Source organism: Bdellovibrio sp. HCB209, from assembly GCF_047306065.1.
In the GTDB taxonomy this organism is placed as follows: Bacteria; Bdellovibrionota; Bdellovibrionia; order Bdellovibrionales; family Bdellovibrionaceae; genus Bdellovibrio.
The window spans coordinates 3,485,858-3,510,866 of sequence record NZ_CP178618.1 but is presented as its reverse complement, the minus strand read 5'-3'; the positions used below and the strand labels follow the sequence as shown (position 1 = coordinate 3,510,866).

Annotated in this window: 26 protein-coding genes; 14 read left to right on the top strand and 12 right to left on the bottom strand. The window is 45.8% G+C overall.

Annotated features, from left to right (window positions below; all coding sequences use genetic code 11):
- Positions 1–28: 28 nt before the first annotated feature.
- Positions 29–376, top strand: a complete 348-nt coding sequence (locus tag ACLVWP_RS17015; RefSeq protein ID WP_413558853.1) for a hypothetical protein — start codon at positions 29–31, stop codon at positions 374–376.
- A gap of 366 nt (positions 377–742) precedes the next feature.
- The gene (locus tag ACLVWP_RS17010) at positions 743–1,114 is read left to right on the top strand and encodes a TraR/DksA family transcriptional regulator (protein WP_088615720.1); all 372 of its coding nucleotides are present in this window, start codon (positions 743–745) and stop codon (positions 1,112–1,114) included.
- A gap of 135 nt (positions 1,115–1,249) precedes the next feature.
- Here the strand turns inward: ACLVWP_RS17010 and ACLVWP_RS17005 are convergent, their stop codons facing one another.
- From ACLVWP_RS17005 to ACLVWP_RS16980, 6 genes are all read right to left on the bottom strand, one after another.
- Positions 1,250–2,815 carry a putative glycoside hydrolase gene (locus tag ACLVWP_RS17005; protein WP_413558852.1) on the bottom strand — a complete coding sequence of 522 codons (1,566 nt, stop codon included), beginning with the start codon at positions 2,813–2,815 and terminating at the stop codon, positions 1,250–1,252.
- Between the two features lie 150 nt (positions 2,816–2,965).
- Positions 2,966–3,652 (bottom strand): hypothetical protein, encoded by a 687-nt coding sequence (locus tag ACLVWP_RS17000; RefSeq protein WP_413558851.1) that lies wholly within the window; start codon positions 3,650–3,652, stop codon positions 2,966–2,968.
- Complete coding sequence (locus ACLVWP_RS16995) at positions 3,649–4,446, bottom strand: DUF4423 domain-containing protein (RefSeq protein ID WP_413558850.1); 798 nt, start codon at positions 4,444–4,446, stop codon at positions 3,649–3,651. Before ACLVWP_RS16995 ends, ACLVWP_RS17000 begins: the two co-directional genes overlap by 4 nt.
- Before the next feature lie 161 nt (positions 4,447–4,607).
- Positions 4,608–6,557: a hypothetical protein gene (locus ACLVWP_RS16990; RefSeq protein WP_413558849.1), complete on the bottom strand. Its 1,950-nt coding sequence runs from the start codon at positions 6,555–6,557 to the stop codon at positions 4,608–4,610.
- A 131-nt stretch (positions 6,558–6,688) separates the two neighbouring features.
- Complete coding sequence (lexA, locus tag ACLVWP_RS16985) at positions 6,689–7,408, bottom strand: transcriptional repressor LexA (RefSeq protein WP_413558848.1); 720 nt, start codon at positions 7,406–7,408, stop codon at positions 6,689–6,691.
- 159 nt (positions 7,409–7,567) lie between these two features.
- Positions 7,568–7,786 (bottom strand): hypothetical protein, encoded by a 219-nt coding sequence (locus ACLVWP_RS16980; protein ID WP_413558847.1) that lies wholly within the window; start codon positions 7,784–7,786, stop codon positions 7,568–7,570.
- A 164-nt stretch (positions 7,787–7,950) separates the two neighbouring features.
- Between ACLVWP_RS16980 and ACLVWP_RS16975 the strand changes: the two genes are divergently transcribed.
- The gene (locus ACLVWP_RS16975) at positions 7,951–8,856 is read left to right on the top strand and encodes a DUF2817 domain-containing protein (RefSeq protein WP_413558846.1); all 906 of its coding nucleotides are present in this window, start codon (positions 7,951–7,953) and stop codon (positions 8,854–8,856) included.
- 75 nt (positions 8,857–8,931) lie between these two features.
- On the opposite strand, the gene ACLVWP_RS16970 is transcribed toward ACLVWP_RS16975, so the two are convergent.
- Positions 8,932–9,333, bottom strand: a complete 402-nt coding sequence (locus ACLVWP_RS16970) for a hypothetical protein (RefSeq protein WP_413558845.1) — start codon at positions 9,331–9,333, stop codon at positions 8,932–8,934.
- A 147-nt stretch (positions 9,334–9,480) separates the two neighbouring features.
- On the opposite strand from ACLVWP_RS16970, the gene ung reads away from it, so the two are divergent.
- The 8 genes from ung (at position 9,481) to ACLVWP_RS16930 (ending at position 18,062) form a co-directional block, all read left to right on the top strand.
- Positions 9,481–10,188: a uracil-DNA glycosylase gene (ung, locus tag ACLVWP_RS16965; RefSeq protein ID WP_413558844.1), complete on the top strand. Its 708-nt coding sequence runs from the start codon at positions 9,481–9,483 to the stop codon at positions 10,186–10,188.
- Between the two features lie 43 nt (positions 10,189–10,231).
- Positions 10,232–10,648, top strand: coding sequence for a hypothetical protein (locus ACLVWP_RS16960; protein WP_413558843.1), 417 nt, complete (start codon positions 10,232–10,234; stop codon positions 10,646–10,648).
- 6 nt (positions 10,649–10,654) lie between these two features.
- Entirely contained in the window at positions 10,655–11,710 is a 1,056-nt protein-coding gene (locus ACLVWP_RS16955) for a hypothetical protein (protein ID WP_413558842.1), read from the top strand.
- Entirely contained in the window at positions 11,703–12,881 is a 1,179-nt protein-coding gene (locus ACLVWP_RS16950; protein ID WP_413558841.1) for a 3-phosphoshikimate 1-carboxyvinyltransferase, read from the top strand. Before ACLVWP_RS16955 ends, ACLVWP_RS16950 begins: the two co-directional genes overlap by 8 nt.
- Entirely contained in the window at positions 12,878–14,704 is a 1,827-nt protein-coding gene (locus ACLVWP_RS16945; RefSeq protein ID WP_413558840.1) for a shikimate kinase, read from the top strand. Before ACLVWP_RS16950 ends, ACLVWP_RS16945 begins: the two co-directional genes overlap by 4 nt.
- Positions 14,701–15,729, top strand: coding sequence for a chorismate synthase (aroC, locus tag ACLVWP_RS16940; protein WP_413558839.1), 1,029 nt, complete (start codon positions 14,701–14,703; stop codon positions 15,727–15,729). The genes ACLVWP_RS16945 and aroC overlap by 4 nt, the downstream gene beginning before the upstream one ends.
- Positions 15,730–15,746: 17 nt before the next feature.
- Entirely contained in the window at positions 15,747–16,646 is a 900-nt protein-coding gene (locus tag ACLVWP_RS16935; protein ID WP_413558838.1) for a 1,4-dihydroxy-2-naphthoyl-CoA synthase, read from the top strand.
- A 351-nt stretch (positions 16,647–16,997) separates the two neighbouring features.
- Positions 16,998–18,062, top strand: a complete 1,065-nt coding sequence (locus ACLVWP_RS16930; protein ID WP_413558837.1) for a branched-chain amino acid aminotransferase — start codon at positions 16,998–17,000, stop codon at positions 18,060–18,062.
- A gap of 43 nt (positions 18,063–18,105) precedes the next feature.
- Here the strand turns inward: ACLVWP_RS16930 and ACLVWP_RS16925 are convergent, their stop codons facing one another.
- The 4 genes from ACLVWP_RS16925 to aroF all read right to left on the bottom strand — a co-directional run bounded on the left by ACLVWP_RS16925 (position 18,106) and on the right by aroF (position 20,792).
- Positions 18,106–18,516, bottom strand: coding sequence for a bacteriohemerythrin (locus ACLVWP_RS16925; RefSeq protein WP_413558836.1), 411 nt, complete (start codon positions 18,514–18,516; stop codon positions 18,106–18,108).
- A gap of 157 nt (positions 18,517–18,673) precedes the next feature.
- Positions 18,674–19,111 carry a hypothetical protein gene (locus tag ACLVWP_RS16920; RefSeq protein WP_413558835.1) on the bottom strand — a complete coding sequence of 146 codons (438 nt, stop codon included), beginning with the start codon at positions 19,109–19,111 and terminating at the stop codon, positions 18,674–18,676.
- A 135-nt stretch (positions 19,112–19,246) separates the two neighbouring features.
- The gene (ubiE, locus tag ACLVWP_RS16915; RefSeq protein WP_413558834.1) at positions 19,247–19,969 is read right to left on the bottom strand and encodes a bifunctional demethylmenaquinone methyltransferase/2-methoxy-6-polyprenyl-1,4-benzoquinol methylase UbiE; all 723 of its coding nucleotides are present in this window, start codon (positions 19,967–19,969) and stop codon (positions 19,247–19,249) included.
- Positions 19,959–20,792 (bottom strand): 3-deoxy-7-phosphoheptulonate synthase, encoded by an 834-nt coding sequence (aroF, locus tag ACLVWP_RS16910; protein ID WP_413558833.1) that lies wholly within the window; start codon positions 20,790–20,792, stop codon positions 19,959–19,961. The genes ubiE and aroF overlap by 11 nt, the downstream gene beginning before the upstream one ends.
- Before the next feature lie 262 nt (positions 20,793–21,054).
- On the opposite strand from aroF, the gene ACLVWP_RS16905 reads away from it, so the two are divergent.
- Genes ACLVWP_RS16905 through ACLVWP_RS16895 form a run of 3 tightly spaced genes read left to right on the top strand, consistent with a single transcriptional unit; the run spans position 21,055 to position 24,214 of the window.
- Positions 21,055–21,897 (top strand): chorismate-binding protein, encoded by an 843-nt coding sequence (locus ACLVWP_RS16905; protein ID WP_413558832.1) that lies wholly within the window; start codon positions 21,055–21,057, stop codon positions 21,895–21,897.
- Positions 21,894–23,465: a 2-succinyl-5-enolpyruvyl-6-hydroxy-3-cyclohexene-1-carboxylic-acid synthase gene (menD, locus tag ACLVWP_RS16900; protein ID WP_413558831.1), complete on the top strand. Its 1,572-nt coding sequence runs from the start codon at positions 21,894–21,896 to the stop codon at positions 23,463–23,465. Before ACLVWP_RS16905 ends, menD begins: the two co-directional genes overlap by 4 nt.
- Positions 23,432–24,214, top strand: coding sequence for an alpha/beta fold hydrolase (locus tag ACLVWP_RS16895; protein WP_413558830.1), 783 nt, complete (start codon positions 23,432–23,434; stop codon positions 24,212–24,214). Before menD ends, ACLVWP_RS16895 begins: the two co-directional genes overlap by 34 nt.
- On the opposite strand, the gene ACLVWP_RS16890 is transcribed toward ACLVWP_RS16895, so the two are convergent.
- Positions 24,200–25,006, bottom strand: coding sequence for a S1 family peptidase (locus tag ACLVWP_RS16890; RefSeq protein ID WP_413558829.1), 807 nt, complete (start codon positions 25,004–25,006; stop codon positions 24,200–24,202). The genes ACLVWP_RS16895 and ACLVWP_RS16890 overlap by 15 nt on opposite strands.
- Positions 25,007–25,009: the final 3 nt, after the last annotated feature.

Sequence of the window (25,009 nt, the reverse complement as noted above, 5' to 3'; positions counted from 1 at the left end):
AAACCTATCAACACGAAAGGTTTCCTGTATGAAATCACTTATTATAGCTACAGCAATGGTTTTGGCGGCAACGACAGCTTCGGCTGCCTCAGACAAGTGCCAAGAGCTTAAAAGCGAACTACAGGCCATGCACAATGCCCAAACTCAAATCATGGGCAGCATGGTTAGCAACCACGAGACCTTTGCTTCGACACTCGAAGAGTATTCTGAAAACGTAGCAGAGTCGTCGACGGCAACTTCCAAAAAATCCATAACTAAAGAGATGAAATCGACAGCTAAAGCCTTCCGCACGCGTGGGGTTCAAAGCAAGCGTATGGCTGAAAAGCTTAATGAAGCGACGGCTGATCTATTGTCTCGAGTTTCTGATTGTTTATAGGCATCTCGGGGGAGATCTGCTTATAAGCAAAAACTCTGGAGAGGCGACCGAAGTCTAGTAGGTCGCCTTTTCTGTCTAAAAATGAGATAAACTTAGCTTAAATCGGAGACGTATTTTCTTTCTGACCCGAAGGGCGTACAATATTAACGCCTTGCGCGGTGTGAAAGAAGATGTCATGAAAGGCGTTTTTGTAGGTATTTAGCTTAGTCGCATCATTGTCCACATGTGTTATAAACATAATATAATCAATTGGTTACACAGGTGTAAGTTGATGTAAGATTTTTTGCTTGCAAATAATACAGGGCTGGAACTTAATGGTTCAGTTCCAAATTGGCACTCAAGCTCGAAGGAACGAGGGGGGCAGATATGGCTATCTCTGAAAAGTTGGTCGGCGAATGCAGACAAAGACTTTTGCAATCGAAGCAAGATATCCTCAATAGAGTGAAGGAAGCACGATTGAATTTGGACCAGAACGAGGAAAAAGGCGGCGACGAAGGCGACCAAACAGTTCGCGTTCTAGCTGAGCAAGAATTCCTAAGCATGCACGAAAGACTTCGTTCGCAGCTTATGGAAATCGAATCGGCTCTGGCTCGTATCGAAAACGGTTCTTTTGGTTTCTGCGAAGAAACTGAAGAGGAAATTGAGCCAGAACGTCTGCGCGCAATTCCTTGGACTCGTCTAAGCATCGAAGGTGCTGAGATTCGCGAGTCAGTGAACAAACGCTACGCTCGCGGCTAAAGGATTAGCAAGAGCTATAAAATTGAATATGAAGGCAGCTTCTGCTTGCAGGAGTTGTTGTGTCTCGAGGGGATTGAAAGGGAACAAGGCAGAGCCGTGTTCCCTTTCGTATTTTTGGGGCTCGTACAAGCCTTTCTATTTCTTACTGCCTACATCAGCGCTGATCATATCGGACTCAGCCCATTTTCCATATTTGAAGAACGAGCCACCACGGATTTGAGGATGGCGTGTGCTAAGCGTTTTGTAAATCTGCTGGAACTCACTTGTTGACCAATAGTAGTTGTAGGCAGGGATGATTTTTTTAGTCGTACCGACTTCTTTAACCAAATCGGCGATCACACTGTCATAAACCCAATTCAACGAATAACCCCAGTCATCGTAATAGGCCATTGGACTAAAGAAATCCAAGTGCTGCGCCAATTTCTTAGCGCTTTGTCCACATTCGATAAATTCAGGTGGCAGAGTGTATGAGCCTAGGGGCACTGGTTGCACTGCTTGGATGGCCGCCTTCACGCGTCCCGTATAGTCCGCAACCTTTTGCATGCGGTATTCATTCCACTGAGTTCGCTTAGTTGAACTCTGGTTAAAGTTGATTGTGGCAGGATCGTAGCCATACAGTGCTTGGTAGTCAGCGCGAGTTTTATCACTCATATCCATATTCCAGTTATCAAAGCGCAACCAATCAATCGCGACCGAATCCACTTTATATATAGAGAGGAATTCACGGATGATAGAGATTTGATAATCCTGAACTTCGATGTTCATCGGATTTACAAAATACTCGGGGCTGTCCGGATTGCTACCTTGGTAAGACACAATCTGACCATTCACTAAAGCTTTCATCGCCCAGGTGGTATTTTTTCGAGCGGCTACTTGGTCGTGGAATTGGGGAATCCAAGCTTTAACTCTTATCCCACGCTTGGCAGATTCAGTGATGATGGTGCCAATCACATCGAAATTTTTGTAAACCGAAGCCACGGGAGCGATTTTGCTTGGATAGAAGACAGTTCCTGATTGAACATTTTCATCTTCGTCTTGTTTGATGGAAACGGAGACGATGTTGAAGTTGTTTCGTTTTGCCATATCTAAAAATCTGGTTACATCAGAAGCGTTTGCAAAGTTTGCGATCGTACGTACGACCAACTCGCGTTCATCGGTATAGCGGGCAGGATCTTGTGGTGATGGCGACGGCGAGGGAGTTACAGTCGGGGACGGTGTCACGGTAGGCGTCGGTGACGGAGTGACGGTTGGTGAAGGCGAGGGCGTCGGTGTCGGCGTAGTGGTTACGCCATCTTCAACGATTAAGTAGTCGATCATCACCCATTTCGTGTTCTTGGAAACAATGCGCAGAGTGTGAGATCCCTTTCTAAGGTTGGCGATCTCAAACATTTTGAAATTATATCGCTCAATGGAGCTACTGACGCTGATGGTTTTTCTAGAGACACCATCCACGATGAATTCCAGCTGTCCCCCATTGGGACCCTGCCATCCATAAACAGTTACGCCTGTGCCGTTGAATGTATACTGGCCATAGCCATTGCGATTGTGTGTGCCATGGGCGATTTTTTTATAAGCATCGTCGTCGGCGTAAGAGCCTATGCGACTCCAGGTCCAACCTCGATCAGAGTCATCGATTTGAATAGTTGCTGCATTTGCGATGTTCGCGAACGCCAATATGCTAAGGAATGATTTGATAATCATTTTTCCTCCCCTAGTGGTTATTATTGGCCACTATTTCGGAAGTGCTGAGGAAAAATGTAGGAAGTCTCAAGAGAGTTCGTTCACTGGATATACCTAGTGCAATTATCTCTGGAAACGTAGACATTCCCAGAGATAAAAAGTGAACAGAGTTTAGGGATTGAACACCTTTGCTTTTACCGCCAAGTACTTATCTGGAGATAACTTCGAGACTTCGTTAGATATTAACAAGGCATTAAAGTATCTGATCTTTTCCGAACTTCTAAGTGCGGGGTTCTGCTCTAAAGCTTCGCGGTAAAGAACTTCGTGAAGGATCATTATGCCTCTGTCGAATTGCTCCATTTTTTCCCATAGTCTCATCGAGATAAAATATCGGCTGTCTTCATCAAACAGGGGCTCATGTTGAATGGCCAATTGTTCTAAAGAACATCCGCGATCGATGAAACTCAGTCCCGTGTCATTGACAGGCAGTAAATCACCGTGAATAAGGATTGCCTCGGACCAAAAATTTAAAACTTTTTCGTGTAGACTTTGATGAAGTACGGGGTCGATTTTTTTCAATCGAGAGATGAAGTCTTCTGCGACCTCCATTCCCGTGTCACAAATCTCTCGGTTGTCCTTCATAATTTGACATTGACTGGGTCTCCAGTCGGGCAGAACGGGAAGTAAGCGATAGCGGATTATGGCCTCTGTTAGATCGTAAGATTTCACGTATTCATAGGCTTCTGATTCACCTCGAGGGCAGACCACGGCATTTCCGCCGTTGCCGAACTCGGTGGATCTAGCATGTGTAGTCACACTGATAAATAGAGCGGTGATTGCAAGGATGCTTTGTTTCATAGATTCTTCTCGTTTGCTGTTAGGCTTTGCGTGGCTGGTGTGATTTGGATGCAGACGTTGTAGACTTCAGTTTTTTCGCCTTCTTCTAAAATCTTAGAAAGATCCAATCTGAATTGTCGGGCCAATAATTTCGCTTTTTGTATTTGGCGCGGATTGGTTGGGATGATCAGAGATGTTATATCTCGTAGTTCCAGAGGGTCTTTTTCCAGCGACTTCAGAGACTGATTGATAAGTTGACGATGATAATTTTTAAGAGCTTCTGACGGTATGTCGTGCGTAGAGGTCAGATTCTGGTGAGTTGGAACTAACTTGCCATTTTCTTCTTTGGCCAGATTTGCCAATAAAAGTTTTTGAATGGATTTTGTAACGATGTCTTCGGTTACGCACAGTCGTCTTGCGATCCACTTGGGATCGCTTTGAAAATCAACAGTCTCCATTAAGTTAAGAATGGCATAGTGATGCCACTCTGGAAGAAACTGATAGGCTGTATCGGGAATTTCGTGGGTAAGCCTTTTAGATTTTCTATCCTGAAGTGATTTTCCAATTAGAAAATTTAATTTTTCAGTTTGCTCTGGTGACAGGTTGAACGTTGCAAGAATTCGATTCCTTACAATTTTTCCTGGCATAGCGTGACCAGCTAGCAGTGAGGACATTCGTGCCGGAGATGTCTTCAGGTCTCGCGCAAAAGCGCGCATTGAGTATTTTGGATTCTTGGATTTTTTGCTCTGAAGAATTTCGTGAAGGAACTTAGCGGTTTCAGAGTAAGGTCCGAGAGTACTAGTTTTTGCAGTCATGCGGTATCATTGACGAGGCCTTCGAAAGTCGTCAATGTCGAAGCATTGCGAAATTACAGGACTGTTTACTTTTGTTCCAGCGTGTTTAGTTTTTGATTTGAAAAAATGAACGATGATCTAACTGTTCTCCGTAAGAAAACAGTTAGATCATTCGACACGAACTAAAAGTCTACACCGACACCGACTGTGCCGTAGAAGCTCGATAGGCTGGCGCCGGATTCGTCTTCTTTGGTGAAGTCATACTTCTTGAGGCCGAAACCAAGCTCGCCGAAGAAGTTGTTCGTCCACAAGATTTTACCGTGGAAGTTCAATAGGAAGTCGTTACCCATTTTTGTTCCGCTGTCTGTGGAACCAAAGAATTGGATGTATTCCATATCCACGTATTTTGGATAATTCAGGAATGAAATCTTATTTAACCATTTATCGAAGGTCTTAGGCATTGAACGTGCCCAGAAAAGACCTGCGCCCATTTTGTTTGCGGATTGGCTGCCGACAGTCAGTGTTTCATAAGCGGCAATAGCACCCACAGTTTCATCGCGCTCCCAAAGACCTTGGGCAAAGCGATAACGAAGGTCTACTTCTGTGGAGTTCAGATTTACTTTTTCAGTTGTGCCATTTTCTTTTTGCGCACTCACATCTGCGAATGTTGTGAAGTATTTCGCAGAAACACCCCAGCGCTGTTTGGACAGATAATTATTCTGCCAGCCAAACACATCATTGAACCAATACTGCAAATGAAGCTCGCCGATAAATGTCGAGCCACCATTCGCAGTCGAAAGACCGCTTAGGCGCATACTCGCTTCGCCAGAACCTCCGCGATAGACTTCGATATAGGCCTTTTGTTGTTGGGCATTTTTATCAGATTCGCTTGCGCCTAAAAGCAGTTGCGGTTTGTTCAAAGCGTATTTTTGCTCTGTTGTGAACTTCCAAACGCGAAGATCTGATTCTTTGTTTTTTTCGTCGACAGGCAAGCCTTCGATTTTAGTTTCAGGGCTTACTTTCACAATGACTTGATCTTTGGAGTTGTAAGTTCCCTCTAATGCATTTTTGTGGAGGTAAATACGATCGGTTTGTTTCGGGAAGCTTGCGATCTCTAAAACGTAAGTGAATACGCCGCCGTATTTACCTTGGAAGTGCATACGCGGAGTTTTCAAAGGAATGTCGAGCTGCCACATATCCTTAGGTTCTGCGATTGATTTTTGGAATCCAAAAGCTTTCGTGACTGATCCGTACTCGATGCCCGGAAGAGTTTTGATGTCGCCGATAGGAGCTGGCAATTCACCTTTGAAAGTCACATGACCTTTTTGTTCGCTCTCGATGAAATCTTTAAAGTTAGGAGCGATAGGTTCAGACATGAATTCATAAGTCGCGCCTGATTTGATAGTTGCTAGGAAACCAACCGGTGCGCCAACCGCCACTTCGATGTCGTCTTTCAATTTCTTGCGTTCTTCATTCAAAGCGATGATGCGTGGTTGGGAATCACTTTTTGTATAATCCAAAGTGATGGAATCATCTTTGATTTCTACGCCATAGTTCTGGGTACACATTGCTGTGAAACCTTTGTCGATTTCAGAGCGTAAGCAGAAGCGAAAGTGACTGCCTGAAGTCCATTTAGGGGCTTTTTCGCCTTTAAGATCTGTGAACTTCCAGTCGCCTGACTTGTCGAGTGGGATTTTCCAAAGCTCTTTACCGTAAGAGTCGATAATTGAAAGATCACCCGTTGGGATGATCATTGTGTCCCAAGTGATATGCAGGGCTTTGTCTTCGATTGTTGCGCGCAATGAATCGTTGTTGAAGACGAAGTCAGCGATTTTTAGGGAACGACCCTTATCTGATTTTAAGTCGTAAGAAATAATCGGAGATTTGATTTTTACTGCAGGTTCTTCCACTGCAAAGAAAACTGGACGAGTGTAGTCGTCAGATTCTTTCGGAGTGGCTGTAGGTGATGGAGAGGGTGCCGGCGCGGGTGTCGCCGCTGTTGCTACAGGTGTTGCAGTAGGTGTTGTTTTCGCTGTTTTTTCTTTTGATTCTTTGGCTGCCGTTTGGGCAGAGGAATTTTGCGCGAAGGCAATCAACGCCATCGCGAACATGCTGCTTAAAACAAATTTCATTATACGTCCCGGTTAAGCTGTTTCTTAACATTATGGAAGACGCTTGGGGGACAGCGCAACACTCACTCCAAGGAACCAGACTGAGGGCGAATAGGTCCATTTTGGTGAATGAATTTGTACAATAATGAGAACTAGAATTTGCGAATAAGACCCACAACAATTCCTCGGATCTCAACCTGATCAGGGGAGAACCACATGGATTTCATTGTTGAATTGGAAGGTCTTAGCTCAACCTGCTTATCCGAGTTGCCACTGTCGGGGCGGGCGCGCACGTAAATGCGTTTTACGGTTGCCTCGTTGTCGACAGTCGCCACAACGATATCACCGTTGCCCGCAGACTTTTGCTCTTGAACCAGGATGATGTCTTCGTCAAAGATGCCGTCCTCGATCATGGAATCGCCTTGAACCTTCAAAGCAAAAGACTTTGCAGGGTTGCGAACCATGGAAGGTGGGACATCAACGAATTCATCGTGTTTGAAGTTTTCAATAGGTTGTCCCGCAGCCACTTTCCCAAGAAGGGGAAGGGACAGGATCTCGTCACGTGCCTGGAGGAGCTTAGTGCGATGAGATCCCGTCGTCGTCGAGACTTTTGCTTGCAAGTGATCCTGAACTGCCGAAGCAGAGTGAAGCACTTGGATGGCTCTCTTTTGGTTAACTGGGTTTGTGATGTACCCTTTAGTCGTTAATTGCTTCAGATAATTCTGAACCGAATTGAACGAGGCTAGACCAAAGTGATCCTTAATTTCTTGATATGACGGAGAAATACCTGAACTTAAGATGTGTGCCTCGATGTACTCGAGAACAGATTTTTCTTTAGGTGTCAGTGGTGGGAGGGGCAATTTCTTTGTCATACTTACATATGAACTTACAGTGTAAAAAATATGTAAGTCAAAAAGAAAATGGTCTAGTTTTTCTTTTCTACGGCGCGACAATACTAAACGAGAAAACCCCGTCAGCGAAGGCTGGCGGGGCTTTTAAAAGCGATATAAATGGCTCTATATGGAGGGCTGTTATTCGTTACGCGGGCACTCTTTTTTCGCAGTGTCGCATTTCGATTTTACCTCTGCTACCACGGGCTTAGCTTCAGACGCCACTTGGCGGACAACCACTTTAGGAGGTGAGTTTTGCGCATGACTCACGGGAGTCATTGAGCAGTTCTGGTAGAAGAGTATCACGATGGGATTGATTACCAACATCGCGACAAAACTAAAACCACCTTTATTAACCATACGATCCTCCTAAAACAACAACATGAGTGCTAAAAACTACACCTTTTACATTACGGACGATCGGCTATAAGACTTTAGTCGTTTAGTAGAGTTTCTCAGTTTGGATCAAAAAAAGGCATTTTCTCAACTTGAGAGAATTTAAAGACGTGGGATAATAGATAGAAATGATGAAGCCACTTCGTTACCTATTAGTAAGTATGATTTGTTCCTTCGCAGGGTTCTCCGCTGCACACGCGGAATTTACAAACCTTGATCAAACCTGCGTGAACGATCTTAAAAAATTCCCAGGTGCGTGGGATGACAAGCTTTTGCAACAAGCATGTGCCAAAGTGACTATGGATCCTCAATGCGTGAGCGTTGAAGGTCGTCCTATTTATCACTATGACAAAATTGCGAGTGAATCTGGCGCAAAACGTATCCTAGTGATCAGCTTGATTCACGGTGATGAAACTCACGCGGGAACAGTGGGTCGCTATTGGATGGAACGCTTGGAAAGTATCGCTCCAAGAAATTCCTGGAGAGTCGTTCCAGTTCTAAATCCCGATGGTGTGAAATATAAAACTCGCACGAACGCGAACAAAATTGACGTGAACAGAAACTTCCCCACAAAAGATTGGGATGTGGGCGCTCTGGATGCTTGGAAGAAATCGACAAAGGAAAATCCGCGTCGCTTCCCAGGTAAAGAGGGCGGCAGTGAGCCTGAAACTAAATGTGCGGTTCATCACATTGATGATTTCAAGCCGGATTTCATCGTTTCTGTGCACACTCCTCTGAAAGTTTTAGATTTTGACGGTCCAAAATTTTCTCCGCCACCGAAGTTTGATTATCTTCCGTGGAAAAGTCTGGGGAATTATCCGGGCAGTTTAGGTCGCTACATGTGGATGGAAAGAAGCACTCCAGTATTGACGATGGAGCTGAAAGAAAATCTTCCACCGAACCTGGCGCCGTTTGAAAAGTTGCAAGATATCATTGGTACGCTAGTGAAATTGGATGCCGCAAGAAAAGCAGCCAATACATCTTCAGCGAATTCGGCGAGCAAGTATTTGCCTCTGGCATTTGAGACGAAATAGTTTTTTAGAGTGAAAATCAAAAAGAAAAAGGCTCTTGTTTCCAAGAGCCTTTTTTATTTTTAAATCGATAAGATTTTAGTGAACGTTTTGATTTTGCAGATAGTGATTGATCTCAACCAAGCGGTCTTGATGGCTCACCACCGAATCCTGGATTTCCATCAGTCTTAACATCAAATTGTCCTTCGCCAACTTGATCGCAAGATAGATATCTTCATGGACACCCTCGGCTTCTACCTTCGCGTCGCCTTCGGTCAGAACAATCGCTATACGATAGAGTTTGCTCAGATCGCGACGGTTAAATTCCTTGCCCTCCGCCTCATATTGGAGCGCGAGCTTCTTCGGATTTCTGGCCACAACAGTGACCACCGTCTCAGGAGTTACGAAGCCGTCGAACTCTGCTATCTGCTGATAGATGAACGACTTAACCTCTGGGTTTTCCTCAATAAGTTGAATGGTGGGGTTTGGAAGGTTCGTCATAGGCGGGCCTCCTTTTCCTTAATCTTAGTTTAACAATGAGGCTTAGATTTGTCTGGTCAAGTTAGGGTCGGCATGAAAAATAATTTGAAAACCAATAGGTTTGATTTAGAATCGCGAACCTAGACTATGGACGTGTGTCATTCTGAGATGGAAGTAAAAATCGAAACATTATCAAATACCGGAATTGAATTTAAGCTAGATCCTTCATGGAACAAGAAACTTCAAGGGGAGTTCGAAAAAGACTCCATGAAAAATCTGAAGATTTTTTTGCAGAAGGAAAGCAAAGCGGGCAAGACGATTTACCCTCGTGGTGACGAGTACTTTGCGGCGCTGAATTTGACACCACTTGATAAAGTGAAAGTTGTCATCGTAGGACAAGATCCCTATCACGGCCCAGGGCAAGCACATGGTTTGTGCTTTTCCGTTCGTGAGGGAGTGCGCTTTCCACCATCATTGTTGAATATCTTTAAAGAATTGAAAACGGACGTCGGTGTCGAGATTCCAAAAAGCGGCAGTTTGACCAAGTGGGCAGAGCATGGAGTGCTTTTACTCAATGCTGTTTTGACGGTTGAAGACGGCAAGGCTGCTGCGCATGCTGGCAAAGGCTGGGAAGAATTCACGGACAAGATCATCCATGTTCTGAACGAAGAAAAAGAGAACATCGTGTTTGTATTGTGGGGCTCTTATGCGCAGAAGAAAGGCGCATTTATTGACCGCAAAAAACACTGTGTGATTGAGTCGGTGCATCCGTCGCCATTGTCGGCACATCGCGGCTTTTTTGGAACGAAACCATTCTCAAAAGCCAACGCCTATCTGAAGGCAAACGGCAAAGACCCTGTGGACTGGAGCCTTTAGGGGATGTAGACTGGTCTCCTTGAAATTAGTTAAGGAGACCTTTATGAAATCCCTACTTGCTCTATTGATCGCTGTCGCTGCTTTTCAACCTGCATTTGCTACTACAACTGAAGAAGTAAAAGCAAAAACTGCTGATGCTGCTAATTCCGCAGCGAACTACACTAAAGAACAAAAAGACGCTTTCCAAAAAGATATGGAAGCGAAACTTGCTGAGATGAAAAAAGAAATCGCTGAACTTAAAAAAGCAGCGGCTGATAAATCTGGCGAAGCTAAAAAAGAAATGAACGAACAAATTTCCACTCTTGAGAAAAAACAAGATGGAATGTCTAAAGACCTAGCACAACTTAAGAAAAGTTCTGGTAAAGCTTGGGGCCACATGAAAGATGGCATGAGCAAAGCTTGGGACTCTATCTCTGATTCTTATAAAAAAGCTAAATCTGAATACACAGAGAAAAACTAATCTCTGATGAAGTCCCACAGCACACTTACTTTTTCGAATGAACTTCCTCCAGCCAAAAAGCTGGGGGAAGAATTGCTTTTGATCTATGACCAGATTCTGGCACAAAAATCTTCTGCATTTAAAAAATGGTCCAAGCAAATTCCTTTAAAGTATGCGGTGAAGGCGGGCGAACAGCTTAAAGACATCGAACAGTTTCCTCGGCACATCAAAGCGATCACCAAATTAACGGAACAAACCTCCGTAAAAAAATTGACGATCGTGGTTGTGGGTGGTGGCAGCGTTGGTGACTTTGGTGGTTTTGTTGCAAGTATTCTTAAGCGCGGCGTTCGCTTGATTCATATTCCAAGCACTTGGTTAGCAGCGATCGACTCGGCTCATGGTGGTAAGACCGCTTTGAATGTCGGTGGCGCTAAAAATCAAATTGGAACTTTCTATCCTGCTCAAGAAATCATGATGGTTCGTTCAGTCCTAATGTCGCAGCCTGAAGGCCGTGCTTATGAGGGCTTCGGCGAGCTGGTTAAGATTGCTTTGATCGAGGGTGGAAAACTTTGGAACTCTTTAGCTAAAGAGCGCCAAGTGAATTCTAAAATTTTGTGGAAGCACTTGGAGTCCGCGGTAAAGGCAAAATACAAAGTCGTCGCGAAAGATCCCGAAGAGAAAAAAGGCATCCGTCATGTTCTGAACTTGGGTCACACAGTGGGCCATGTTTTAGAAAGCTATTACGAATTGCCGCATGGAATTGCTATTAACTACGGTTTGGATTTTGCCTTGCGCTTTGGCGTGCAGAAAAAAATCATGAAGCCTTCCGAGGCTGAAAAAATCTTTTCAGAACCAGTGATGGGCTATTTGATGTCACCTTTGCGTGATGATTTGATTTCGATCAAAAGCCACGATCTTAAAGAATACCGTCGCTTGTTACTGAACGATAAAAAGAAAACCAAGGCCGAGACCTTGCGTTTCGTATTTGTGGCGAAACCGGGTAAAACCGTGATCCAAGAAGTCAGCGTCGATGACCTGTTGATTGAACTGTGTCGTCAACGTGAAGAGGAGCTGCATGGCTGAGTTTCGCTTTCAAGGCAGCATTCCTAGTTCAAAATCAGTTTTCAATCGTGCTTTGATTGTAAAAAGCTATTTTCCGGTTTTGGATTTACACGGCTTTGCGGGATGTGATGACGTTCGCTTTATGCGTGAAGGTCTTAAGAACATCAAAGAACGCAGTCGTATTGATTGCGGTGAGGGTGGGACGACTTTTCGTTTCATGGCCTTGCGTGCTTCGCGTGTTCGCGGAATGCATGTTTTGAAGGGCACACCTCGTTTGATGGCTCGCCCGCAAAAGGGCTTGATCGATTTACTTAATCAGTTGGGCGTGCAAGCTCAAATCAAAAAAAATGAAATGCATATTGTGAGCGAAGGTTGGAAGAAACCAAAAGGTGTCTCCATCAAAGTCGATACCACAGAGTCTTCACAATATGCTTCAGCGTTGATTTTAAATTCGTGGCTTTTAAGTTCAGACTTGGAGTTTGAACTGGTGGGCAGCAAGGTTTCGGAAAGTTACTTTCTGTTGACCTTGGATATGCTTAAAAAAATGGGTCTGCGAATTAAGCAGACTCCTAAAGGCTATTTAGTTCCGGCAGAGCAACGCCTGGAAAAACTATCGTACGAAGTTGAAGCCGACATGAGTTCGATGTTCACGATGGCGGCAGCGGGTGCTTTGGCAGGGACTTCTATTATTGAAAACTTCCCCGAAGTAACGGAACAACCAGACAAGGTCTTTGTCGATATCTTTAAAAAAATGGGTGTCGGTGTTGAACTTGACGGAAAAGTTCTAACGATCAAAAAGCCCGGTCATCTTAAAGCCGTTGATTGGAACTTGTTCCAATGTCCTGATCTTTTCCCAGTATTAGCAGTGGTGTGCAGTTTCGCGGATGGAGTTTCTAAACTTCACGGGGCGCCTCACTTGGTGGCAAAGGAATCTAATCGCATCGCTAAAGTGGCGGATCTGTTTAACCTGTTGGGGATCAAGCACGAAGTTTTGGAAGACGGCATGATCATTCACGGAAACTCCCAACAGCCGCGTAAAAACGGAATTGTTTTTAATCCTGACGAAGATCACCGCATGGTCATGGCAGCAACTTTGATGCGACTGATGGGTCACGGAATTCGCATCGAGCATTCTGAAGCCATTAATAAAAGCTTTCCAGAGTTTTGGGATATGATCGGAATCAAACCATGATCACACTTATTATCGGTCATCGTGGCACAGGAAAAACTGAATTGGTGAAGCGCATGCAAATCACCATGCAGAACCCTGAGGTCGCGTATTTAGACCTTGATGATGAGATCGAAAAACGCATCGGTAAAACTATCAGAGAACTTTTCATGGAGCACGGGGAGCAATACTTCCGCGACATGGAAAGACAAATGTTCTTAGAGGTTTTGCAAAAACCCTACAAAGATATTTTCTTGGTTTTAGGTGCAGGTTTCGATGTCACCATTATTCCTCCCGAACATCACGTCGTGTGGGTAAAACGTCATACGGATTTAGATGGAAGAATTTTTTTAGATCGCCCTCGCTTAAATCCCGACATCGGGCCTTTGCAAGAGTTCATTAAACGTGCAAGTCCACGTGAAGTTCGTTATCTAGCTGCCGCTGATGAAGTGTACTTGATGCCTGAAGGTATTTTTGAGCATCATCACCAGGTGCTCAGTCTTGAACGACAACTGCTGTCGCATCAGTTGCGCAATATTGGCGGCGGAATCACTGTCATTGCCTCTGTGTTTGAAAAGCCAAGCCGTTTGCAATTGTTCAAAGATCGTTATGCAGGTCGCGGAATTCAATTTTTTGAATTGCGTGATGATTTCCTAACGGATGAGCAGACTTTGCAATTCATGCAAGAGTTCTCGGAAGACAAATTTATTTTCTCATTCCGTGCAGCTAAAGATCGCACGGAGTGGTGGAGTTCTGCCCAAGCTCAGCAGATTCTTGAAAAGGTCAGCTGGATTGATTGGCCTTTAGAGCTGGGGATTCCGACAGAAGTGTTGGAACGAATTCCAAAAGAAAAAATTATTCTATCGGCTCACGAAAGTGCGCATTTCTTGGATTTGCAAAAACTTGAATCCGAAGTGGGGCATTTGAAATTTGCTCCACTGATTGAAAACTTCAACGATTTGTCTCGTCTGCATCTTTGGCAGAGACAACAAGATGATTCTCGCAGCTTTTTGCCACGTTCAAATGATGGGCGTTGGAATTGGTACCGCCAATTGCAAAAAGGTCAGCAGATGATCAACTTCTGGCGCGAGGGTGAAGGCAGCGCAGGCGATCAGCCAAGTCTGTTCCAATGGATGATGACCCCAGATAAGCCCGCACATTTCGCGGCAGTTCTGGGTGATCCAGTGGCCCACAGCTTTACTCCGGTTGAACATTCGGATTTCTTTGTACAAAGAAAGTTACCAGTGTTTGCGATTCGTATCGCTCGTGATGAATTTGCAGAGGCCATGCCGGTCTTGCAAGAACTGGGATTGCAGTATGCCGCAGTAACGGCTCCTCACAAGGAGCCTGCAGCAAACTGGATCAAGCATACAAATCTAAAAGCCGTGAACACTTTGTACTTTGATAAAAAGTCCGGCCAATGGCTGGGAACTTCAACGGACGAAATTGGCTTTGTTGAATTGATCGAAGGCGTGGGAATGCTAGCTCCGTTACAGAAAGAAATTTTTGTCTGGGGTGGTGGCGGTACGTTGCCAATGATTGAAAAAGTTCTGCCTCATGCGAGTTATTTTTCATCGCGCACGGGCGAGCCGCGTGAGGGATCAGAAGTCGCAAAGGATCTTCAACCCAAAGTTATCATCTGGGCAGCTCCAAGAGTCGATGGCTCCTTCATGCCGCCGTCTGAGTGGCGTCCGGCGATGGTTTTTGATTTAAACTACAAAGAAGACTCTGTCGGTAAAGAATACGCGCAGGCCGTAGGTTGCAATTACGAGTCGGGTTTGAAAATGTTTGTGGCGCAAGCCCAACAGCAAAGAGCGTTCTGGAAAGAGTGTGAGGAAAAAGCATGAGTTCAGCGAATCAATTTGGATCTCGTTTTACGATGTCATCATTTGGTGAAAGCCACGGAACGGCCTTGGGAGTTTTGATTGATGGCTGTCCTGCAGGAGTTCACTTTGACCCGAAAGTACTAGAGCATGAACTTGAAAGACGTCGTCCTGGACATCATGGTTCAGGACAAATTGTTTCCGGTCGTCAAGAAACTGACGTGCCCGAAGTTTTAAGCGGTGTCTTTGATGGTAAAACATTGGGAACTCCGATCGCGATTATCGTGCGCAATCAGGATGCTCGCTCTCAAGATTATTCTAAAATTCAAAACTCACCTCGTGCAGGTCACGCGGATGATGTGTGGAAAAATAAATTCGGTCATAGCGATCATCGTGGTGGCGGCAGATCCTCTGGACGCGAGACAGTTTCTCGTGTGATGGCGGGGGCTGTTGCGAAAATGTATATGGGCGAAGTCAGTGCTCGCACCAAAGTGATTGGCTACGCTTCGCAAATTGGTCCCATCGCTTTACCTGCTGAAGACCGTAAAAATGTGACGAACGTAGATGTTGATTCATTCCAAGCGCGCTTTCCATCTAAAGAAGATCAAAAGGTCGCGGAGCTTTTAAAGAAAGCTCAGGAAAGTGGCGACAGCTATGGTGGTATTGCCGAAATCTTGATTGAGGCTCCACCAGCGGCATTGGGTCAGCCCGTATTTCACAAGTTGAAATCGGATCTGGCTCAGGCCTTTATGAGTGTTGGTGCTGCGAATGGATTTGAGCTTGGTTTGGGTTTTGATTCCACGGAAGTTCAGGGCACTCAGTTCCACCAAGGCTCTCAAGATGTCTATGGTGGCATCCGTGGTGGTATTTCCACTGGCGAAAATATTTTATTAAGAGTTTCTTTTAAACCGACAAGTTCGATTTTAGATGTAGCTAAAAAGGGCCGTCATGATCCTTGTATCGTGACTCGCGCTATTCCAGTGCTGGAGGCCATGACATGGCTGGTATTGGCAGACCACTCTCTGTGGGCTAAAACGGACAAACTGTAAAATTCCTCGGAGGAAAAATGGTTTCTGATATCTTCACACCAGAATGGTGGACAGAAGTTCCTGGCTTTGATTTTAAAGATATTACTTATCACCGCGCTAAAAATCAGGGCACAGTTCGTATCGCTTTCAATCGTCCTGAAGTTCGCAATGCTTTCCGTCCACAAACAGTGGATGAACTTTACATCGCTCTTGAGCATGCACGTACAACTCCAGATGTCGGCGTTGTTCTGATCACAGGTAACGGTCCTTCCCCTAAAGACGCGGGCTGGGCATTCTGCTCAGGTGGGGATCAACGTATCCGTGGCAAAGACGGCTACAAATACGAAGACAAAGAAGCTTCTGGTAAAGCCGACTTGGCTCGCCTAGGTCGCCTGCATATCCTTGAAGTTCAACGTTTGATTCGCTTCATGCCTAAAATCGTTGTTGCCGTTGTTCCAGGTTGGGCAGTGGGTGGTGGGCACTCGTTGCACGTGGTTTGTGATCTGACTTTGGCAAGTAAAGAACACGCGATCTTCAAACAAACAGATCCAGACGTAGCAAGCTTCGACAGCGGTTACGGTTCTGCGTACTTGGCTCGTATGGTGGGTCAAAAACGTGCTCGCGAGATTTTCTTCTTGGGTCGTAATTACTCTGCACAAGAAGCTTTCGAGATGGGCATGGTGAACGCCGTGATTCCGCATAAAGATCTTGAGAAAGTGGCGTTGGAATGGGCTGCTGAGATGAACTCAAAAAGTCCAACAGCGATGCGCATGTTGAAGTTCGGCTTCAATATGATCGACGATGGTTTGGTAGGGCAGCAGCTTTTTGCGGGCGAGGCAACCAGACTGGCTTACGGTACTGAAGAGGCGGTCGAAGGCCGTGGATCTTTCGTCGAGAAACGCGACAGAGACTTCTCTAAGTTCCCTTGGCACTACTAAAAATAGACCCGATAAAATACAGGTCCAATTAAGTACAAATTATTATTTAGTGGGAGGAGAATAGAGCCATGAAACGGCGTTATCTCCTCCTTTTTTTTACAGCGCTTCTTCTCTCGGGTTGTCCGACTCGGGAACAGCCTAAAATTCCACCGCCAAAACCACCTGAGCCTCAGACTCAAACGCAGGATGTGAGCCTCACATTACGCCAATTAGACCGCTTGGGAGGCATGGCTCCGCTGATTGGGCCGACTCCATATTTCTTAGAGATGCTCGCATAGAAAAAACTGCCGTATCGGCATTTTAAAGGCGCTGCGGTTTGACCCCGCAGCTTAAATTAGTTACCACATTCCCATGACAAATATCTCTACAACTCTCGTGAAATCCCCGAAGGCTCTTCCACCGTCTGATCAACTTGGTTTTGGTCAGTACTTCACAGACCACATGTTTGTGGCTAAGTACGCTGAAGGTAAAGGTTGGTATGAGGCTTCGATCGTTCCCTACGGTCCTATTTCTGTAGACCCAGGTGCATCGGTATTTCACTACGGCCAAGCTTTGTTCGAAGGTATGAAGGCTTTCCGTCAACAAGACGGCAAAGTTGTTTTCTTCCGCCCAGAGTTTAATTACCACCGTTTGGCAGAGGGTGCTGAGCGTATGTGTTTGCAAGCGCCTCCTATGGAGCTTTTCATGCAAGGTTTGCATGAGCTTACTAAAGTGGATGAGCGTTGGGTTCCGCGTGAGCCGAATACATCTTTGTACATCCGTCCTACATTGATCGGTACGGAAGCGTTCTTGGGCGTTCGCCCTTCTCGTGAAACGACGTTCTTGATCTTGTTGTCTCCAGCGGGTTCTTATTTCGCTGAAGGCGCAAAACCAGTGAAAATCTGGACAGAGGAAAAATACCTTCGCGCGGCTCCAGGTGGCTTGGGTGCGGTTAAGGCCGGTGCGAACTATGCATCCAGCCTAAAAGCGGCGTTGGAAGCGAAACAAAAGGGCTACGCTCAAGTTTTGTGGCTTGATGTGGAGCGCCTAGGGATCGAAGAAGTCGGCACAATGAACGTGTTCTTCGTCTTCAATAACGAAATCGTTACTCCAGCACTGAACGGCAGTATTTTGTCGGGCGGTACTCGCGATGCGATCATCCAAGTTCTTAAGAAGAAAAATCTCCCAATCGTGGAAAGACGTATCACGATCGTTGAAGTGATCGAGCGTTTGGCAAAAGGCGAGTTGAAGGAAGCGTTCGGTACAGGAACTGCGGCTGTGATCTCTCCAATCGGCGTGATCCACTACAATGAAAAGGACTGGGCGATCAACAACAACGAAACAGGTCCATTAAGCAACGAGCTTTATAAGGAAATCACAGGCATCCAAAGCGGTGCCATCAAAGATTCCATGGGCTGGATCACTCCACTGACATAGGTAAAAACAAGAAAGGCTGAGATCACTCTCAGCCTTTTGTTTTTTAAGCGGACTTTTTGTGAGCGACCTCACCGTATTTGTGATCGATGCCCATAATATGCGCCGTCAGCCACGTTTTCAAAAATTGAAAGAACTCCGGAGTTAAGTGTCCGGTCTTTTCAAATTCAGCCGCGTGTCCCGTAAAGCGCTCTAGCAAATCTTTGTGAATTTTTTTGTGAACAGAGGCTTGCGGGTAATCCAAAGTATCAAAGAATCTTTCCTCGTGCTGAAAGTGGGTCACAGTCCAAGAACCCAACTCTTTCACCAAAGGTCCCAATTCTGCTTTGCCAGCTTTCGCTTCATAGCGGTCGTGCAGGCGATTCATGATTTCGATTAATTTTTTGTGTTCGTTATCCATGGCATCTACGTGAGTCGTCAGACGCTCTTGATCCCATTTAAAGAAGTTCTCAGACATAGTGTCCCCCACTGCAAGTTATCCATTTACCTTGTCGGAGTTGAGCGGGAACACTTCATACTCATTTAGAATTTTTGAAGTCTGGGATTGCTGTATGTGAGGATTACATACAAAAAAGGCTGAGTATCACTCAGCCTCTTGATGAATTATGAGAATTTTAAAGAATTGCGTTTTCTGCGAAGGGCGGCTGGCCCGTGATGCACTTGATGTACTTCGGATTGATTACGACATTCTTTTTGCCGTTGAACCAGCGAAGCTCCACGCGCTCTTTCGTTTCGATGTGGGTGTAAGTCGCATGATCGCCATACATCAAATCTTGAGGCGTGCGCAGATCTTCATAAGACTTTACTACGAGCATGATCTCTTTGTTATCAAGATCACCCACGACCATGTGACCAGAAAGATCATCCACGATCTGACCTTTTTGTTGGCCATCGGTTAACATTGCATCGAATGTTTTTTCTAATTTTGCGAAGTCTTGGGAGTTATGAACAACCCAACCATGAGCTTGATAGTCTTCAGCAGATGGGCAGAATTCACTGGCAAGAGTTGTAGAGCCAGCAGCAAACGTCAAAATCAAAGCAATCCATTTCATCGGAAACTCCTTGGTATGGTTGCTGACTACTTTTCAACGAACTGAGGTCGGAGTCAAATTTTAGCCGAGACTGAAAACAAAATAAAAAGGCGTCCCGCTGGAACGCCTTTCTAGTAAGCTTTTGCTGTGCAGTGACTATTTAACAGTCCCTTTGTAGATGTAAGCAATGCCACCCGTCAGAGTGATGTACTCAACGTGTGAGAACTTGCCTGTTTCCTTCATCAAATCCAAAAAGCCTTCACGGCAAGGGAACGCAGCCGAAGACTTTTGCAAGTATTCGTAAGCGTCTTTTTGACCTGTTACCAAGCCACCGATTTTTGGAAGAATGTTTTGAGAATAGAAATTGTAAAGAGCGCCGAACACCGGGATGTTCACTTGGCCGAACTCAAGGATCATCACTTTGCCGCCAGATTTCGTTACGCGAGCCATTTCGCTCAAACCCTTTACCGGGTTGCCAACGTTACGAATACCGAAAGAGATCGAAGAGATATCGAAAGAGTCATCAGCGTAGTTAAGATCAGTAACGTCCGCTTGTTCAAACTTGATATCCAAACCTTTGTCAGCAGCTTTACCTGGAGCTGGGATCAACATCTCAGCGCAGAAATCAGTGCCAGTTACTTGGCCTGCAGAGCCCACAGTTTGTTTGAATTCAATCGCAAGGTCACCAGTACCTGTTGCGCAATCAAGAACTCTGTCGCCCAATTTAGCGCCAGAATACTTAACTAGTTTTTTTCTCCACAAGTGGTGAACACCCATGGAAAGCACATTGTTGCCCTTGTCATAGTTCGCAGCAACTTTAGAGAACATGCTACGGATGATTTCAGGATTTGGAGAGTGTTTTTGATTCTCAGTGTGCATGAACTGTTACCTTGTGAAGAGGACGATCAATAGCCGTCAGGATTTTATCTAGTTTTCTCATCATCACTTCGAAGTCATTCAAAGTCAGAGCTTGCATGCCATCAGAAAGTGCTTCTGATGGACGAGGATGAACTTCCACGATGATACCGTCGGCGCCCACAGCAGCAGCTGCGTAAGCTAGATCAGGAACCAACGCGCGGATACCCACTGCATGAGAAGGGTCCACGATCACTGGAAGGTGAGTGTTTTTCTTGGCGAAAGCCACAGCATTCAAATCCAAAGTGTTGCGAGTCGCAGTTTCAAAAGTACGGATACCACGTTCGCAAAGGATAACGTTGTTGTTACCAGCTTTAACCACGTATTCAGAAGCTTTGATCCATTCTTCGATGTAAGCAGCCAAACCGCGTTTCAACAACACAGGCTTTTTCTGGCGGCCCAACTCTTTCAAAAGTTCGTAGTTCTGCATAGAGCGAGAACCTACTTGGAAGCACTCAACAAGATCATAAACTTCTTCGATTTGACGGATGTCAGTGACTTCCGAAACCAAGCTCATGTTCAACTGTTTACAAACGTCTTTCACGATGTCGAAAGAAGAAGTACCCAATCCTTGGAAGGCAGTTGGGGATGTACGCATTTTCCAGATGCCGCCTCTTAGGAGGTGCGCACCAGAAGCCTTAACGCCTGAGGCAGTTTCAAGGAATTGTGCGTGACTCTCGATAGAGCACGGACCGGCGATAACGGTAAATTCAGGGCCCCCAATGTCGAACCCGCCAACATTGACGATTTGGGTTGAGGGACTTGTTTGCATAGTTTGCGTTTCCATATTACGAACTCTCACTGTGGATCGCAAACATAGCATATCGCCTCTAGGCATTACAAACTTTTTGGACTCGGGGGCCCTCTTGCGCCATAAGGGCCAATGGATCCTTATCGAGGGTCCTTTTAGCCCTGTAAAAACTCCCAATAGTACTGAGATTTCAGTATTTTGCCCCGATTTCTATGAGCAGGAGTCACACCCTATTTGGTGGGGGACTCAGCAAAACACTTTGAGCACCCAACAATTACGCTCGCTACTTGAAAACTATATGACCGGAAACCCGCGTCCTGACGGGCCCCTAAGTAAGGCCCAGTGGCAGGAACCGGCAGAGTCCGATTTCCAAAAAGACCTCGAAGTTATTCAAGGCAAGATCAACGCAAACACAATTCAAAAAGCCGTTCCGGTTATCTTCGCGCGCTCACAACAAACCGTGACCGCAGCGGAACGCGCGCAGTTGATTCTGACTTTGATGGATGCTCCAGAAACTTTGTATGTTTTTGGTTTTTGGCAAAATGGCGAAGGCATCTTAGGTGCCACTCCCGAAACTTTGTTCGATTACGACCAAGGCATTTTGAAAACGATGGCTTTGGCGGGGACGTGCCCTAAGAGCGATAAAACGGAACGCCAGTCTTTGCTTCTTGATGAAAAAGAAATGCAGGAGCATCATCTGGTGGTTGAGGATTTGACTCAACGACTGGGGCGCTGGGGAGCTGTGCAAAGTCACGGTCCGATGATTTTGGAACTGCCAACTTTGTATCACCTGAAAACAGATTTCCAAGTTCGTTGCCAAGCCAAGCCTGATTTCCGCGAGTTGGTGATGGATCTGCATCCGACACCGGCTTTGGGAGTGGCTCCGCGTTCGGCGGGCTACAAATGGTTGCAAGAGCTTCCAGGACAAGAGGGGCGCCAACGTTATGGAGCTCCGATTGCCTTCATGGGACAAGAGGAGGCTCTGTGTCTTGTGGCGATTCGGAATTTGCAGTGGAATCAGAACGAATCTATGATCGGATCTGGTTGCGGCGTGGTCGCAGCCAGCGAGTTCACAAGAGAGTGGCGGGAGCTCTTTCAAAAACGCCTGTCAGTAAGAAAGATTTTGGGGCTTAACGTATGACAAACATGGAATTGGCGGCAAAAGTAATTCAGGAGTTGGTGGATACCGGCGTTCGTGAATTCATTCTCTGTGCTGGTGCCCGCAACAGTCCCTTGGTTCACATCTTAGATGAATGCAAAGATCTTAAAGTCTATTCGTTTTTCGAAGAGCGCTCAGCTGCGTTTTTCGCCTTAGGCAGAATCGCGGGTTATCGTCGTCCGGTTGCGATCTTTACAACTTCAGGCACAGCGGTTGCTGAGCTTTTACCCGCGGCGGTTGAGGGGACTTACTCTTCATTGCCATTGATTATGATCACGGCAGATCGTCCGAAACGTTACCGTGGTTCAGGGGCTCCGCAGGCGATTGAGCAAGTTGGTATTTTCTCTTACTACAACGAAGTGGCGTTGGATATTGATGCCGAAAATTCGCATCTGTCCTTCAAGAGCTTGTCTTGGAAAAAACCAGTTCACGTGAATGTTTCTTTCGAAGAGCCATTGATCGATGGACCGATTCCGCAAATCAGAGTTCCAGCTTCTTCAGAGCGCACAAAACTTCCAGGTCAATTGCCGATGGGTATGTTGAAGCAGTTGGAAGATTTCTTAAACACTCACAAGCCGATGGTGATCGTTGGTATCTTGCCAGAAAAAGCTTACGGCACTGTTTTAGAATTTTTGAAACAGTACAAAGCTCCGGTGTATGCAGAGGGGATTTCCAGTCTGCGCGGTCATCCTGACTTAAGGGACATCCAAATTCGCTCGGGCGAACAGATGGTTCATCGTATTTTAAAATCAGGTGCTTGTGACTCCATTTTGCGTATCGGTGGTATCCCCACAGCACGTATCTGGCGTGATCTCGAAGATCGTTACAAAGATCTTCCGGTATTCTCTGTGGGCTTCAATCACTTCACAGGATTGAGCCGCGAGGTAAGTCATTGCTCGTCGTTAGACCTGCTTAGCCAAGTCGAATTTTCCTCGGTGCACAGAGAGAACTATCAAATCACTCTCGAAGATGAAACTCGCACTCAACAAATCAAGGCTTTGCTCGAGAAATATCCCAAATCAGAACAAGGTATGATTCACGCTGTTTCTAAATTCATGAAGGGCCATGGAGTCTATTTAGGGAATTCCTTGCCAATTCGTGAATGGGATTCTTGTGCAGATCTTGACAGCCTTCCAGTGCGTGTTGCTGCCAATCGTGGAGCAAATGGTATAGATGGCCAGCTCTCGACGTTTTTAGGCTGGGCTCACACGGAAATCCCAAGCTGGTGTCTGGTTGGGGATTTAACAGCGATGTATGATCTATCGGCACTTTGGGCAACTTCGCAACTAGACGCTCGTAAACTCCGAATTGTTGTCATAAACAATGGGGGAGGCCAAATCTTCTCGCGTATGTTCAAGAAAGAGATATTCGTAAATAAGCACAATATTTCATTCGAATCTTGGGCAAAAATGTGGAATTGGTCGTACCAGAAGTGGCATAATGTTCCTACGAGTTTAGAATTGGACGATCATCAAGTGATTGAGATGGTCCCGGATGGGGAGCAAACCCAGCAGTTTTGGAAGGATTTAGAAGCGCTTTGGAAAGAGTAAACCTTTTTCTCTTACACGGATTTTTGGGGAGACCCTCGGACTGGGAAGCAGTGAAAGCATCACTGCCTCCAGTAAAGAATCTGCGCATCTATACTCCTGACTACTTCAAAGAAGACGAACTCAACTCCGTTCACAGCTTCGAACAATGGGCAGAAAATTTTAATGACTGGGTTCACGACGAAACCAAAGGTATCGGCCGAAATATTTTGGTTGGTTATTCTTTGGGTGGTCGTTTGGCTTTGCAGGCTTTAGCTCAAGACCCCACTCAGTGGGTGCGTGCCCTTTTGATTTCTACCAATCCTGGTTTTGATGATACTTTCCGTAATTTTGATCCAAGCTCTGAGGCTCGTCGTCAGCGTTGGCTGAATGATTCCTATTGGGCGGAGGAGTTCCTAAAAGCTCCTTGGGACATGGTTATGCGCAATTGGAATGCGCAGCCTGTGTTCGGCGGCGGCAGTGAGCCTGTGCGCCTGGAGAAAGACTACAGCCGCGAGTTTTTAAGCCTCGCCCTGACTCGTTGGTCGTTGGCGGAGCAACAGAACATGCGCAATGTCTTAAGTGCTCTTCAGAAAAAAGTAATGTGGTTGGTTGGAGAAAAAGACGAAAAATTCGTGAAGATGTCACAGGGTTTGAGTCATGAAATCGGAATGAATTTTGATGTCGCTCCCGATGCTTCCCATCGAGTGCTTTTTGATCGTCCACGTGAAGTGGCCGAGAGAATCAAGCAGATTCTCTCACAGCTTGCTTGAGCTTGCCTTAATCCACGGTAAATAAGTTTGCACGTTCATAAATAGTGAATGCTCTTTGCAGAAATCGTACACCGATTTTTTCGGAACGTACCAAGTCACGGCTGAAGTGACTCCCACCAGATAGTATTTCCCACTGACCTTTAGGAACGCAGGACCACCGGAGTCGCCATAACAAATACCACGGCCGTCTTTTTGACTGACGACGAAGGTTTTTTTATTAGACGTTAAATTTTGAATCTTAATTGCGACCTTGCGAAGGCGGCCATAGCCACTGTCTGCCACGGAAGTTGTCGGTTTTCCAGTCACGCGACCAAATCCCACAGCCAAGATTTCTGCATTTATTTTTGCCGCAACTTGGGCAGTCGCGAGAGGTGCCGGAGAGAATCCCAATGGCAAAGAACCAGAAAATCTAATTAGAGCGATATCATTTCTTTCAGCCACAGAATTGGAATTGTGCTTAGAGTGTTTGATCGCGCCCTGGCTGTAGCGGACTTCCATTTTACCCGTGGTGTAGTCCATACCAAAACCGATCGCTAAGGTTTCAGAGGTGTTGCGAACACAATGAGCCGCTGTCAAAATCAGATTCGGCGCGATGATTGTACCGGTGCAATAATTGTAGTCGTGTTCGCTATAGATAAAAACGAGATGTTTGGAAATTGAATCCAGGCCCGTGATTGTGGAGCCACCGACGATTTCTTCAGAAGTTTCGTCGGCGTCAGACTGGGCGCCATGGTTCGTAGGTTGGCAAGCCGTCAGCAAAGTCAGCAATAACAAGAGGAAATACTTTTGCATGCT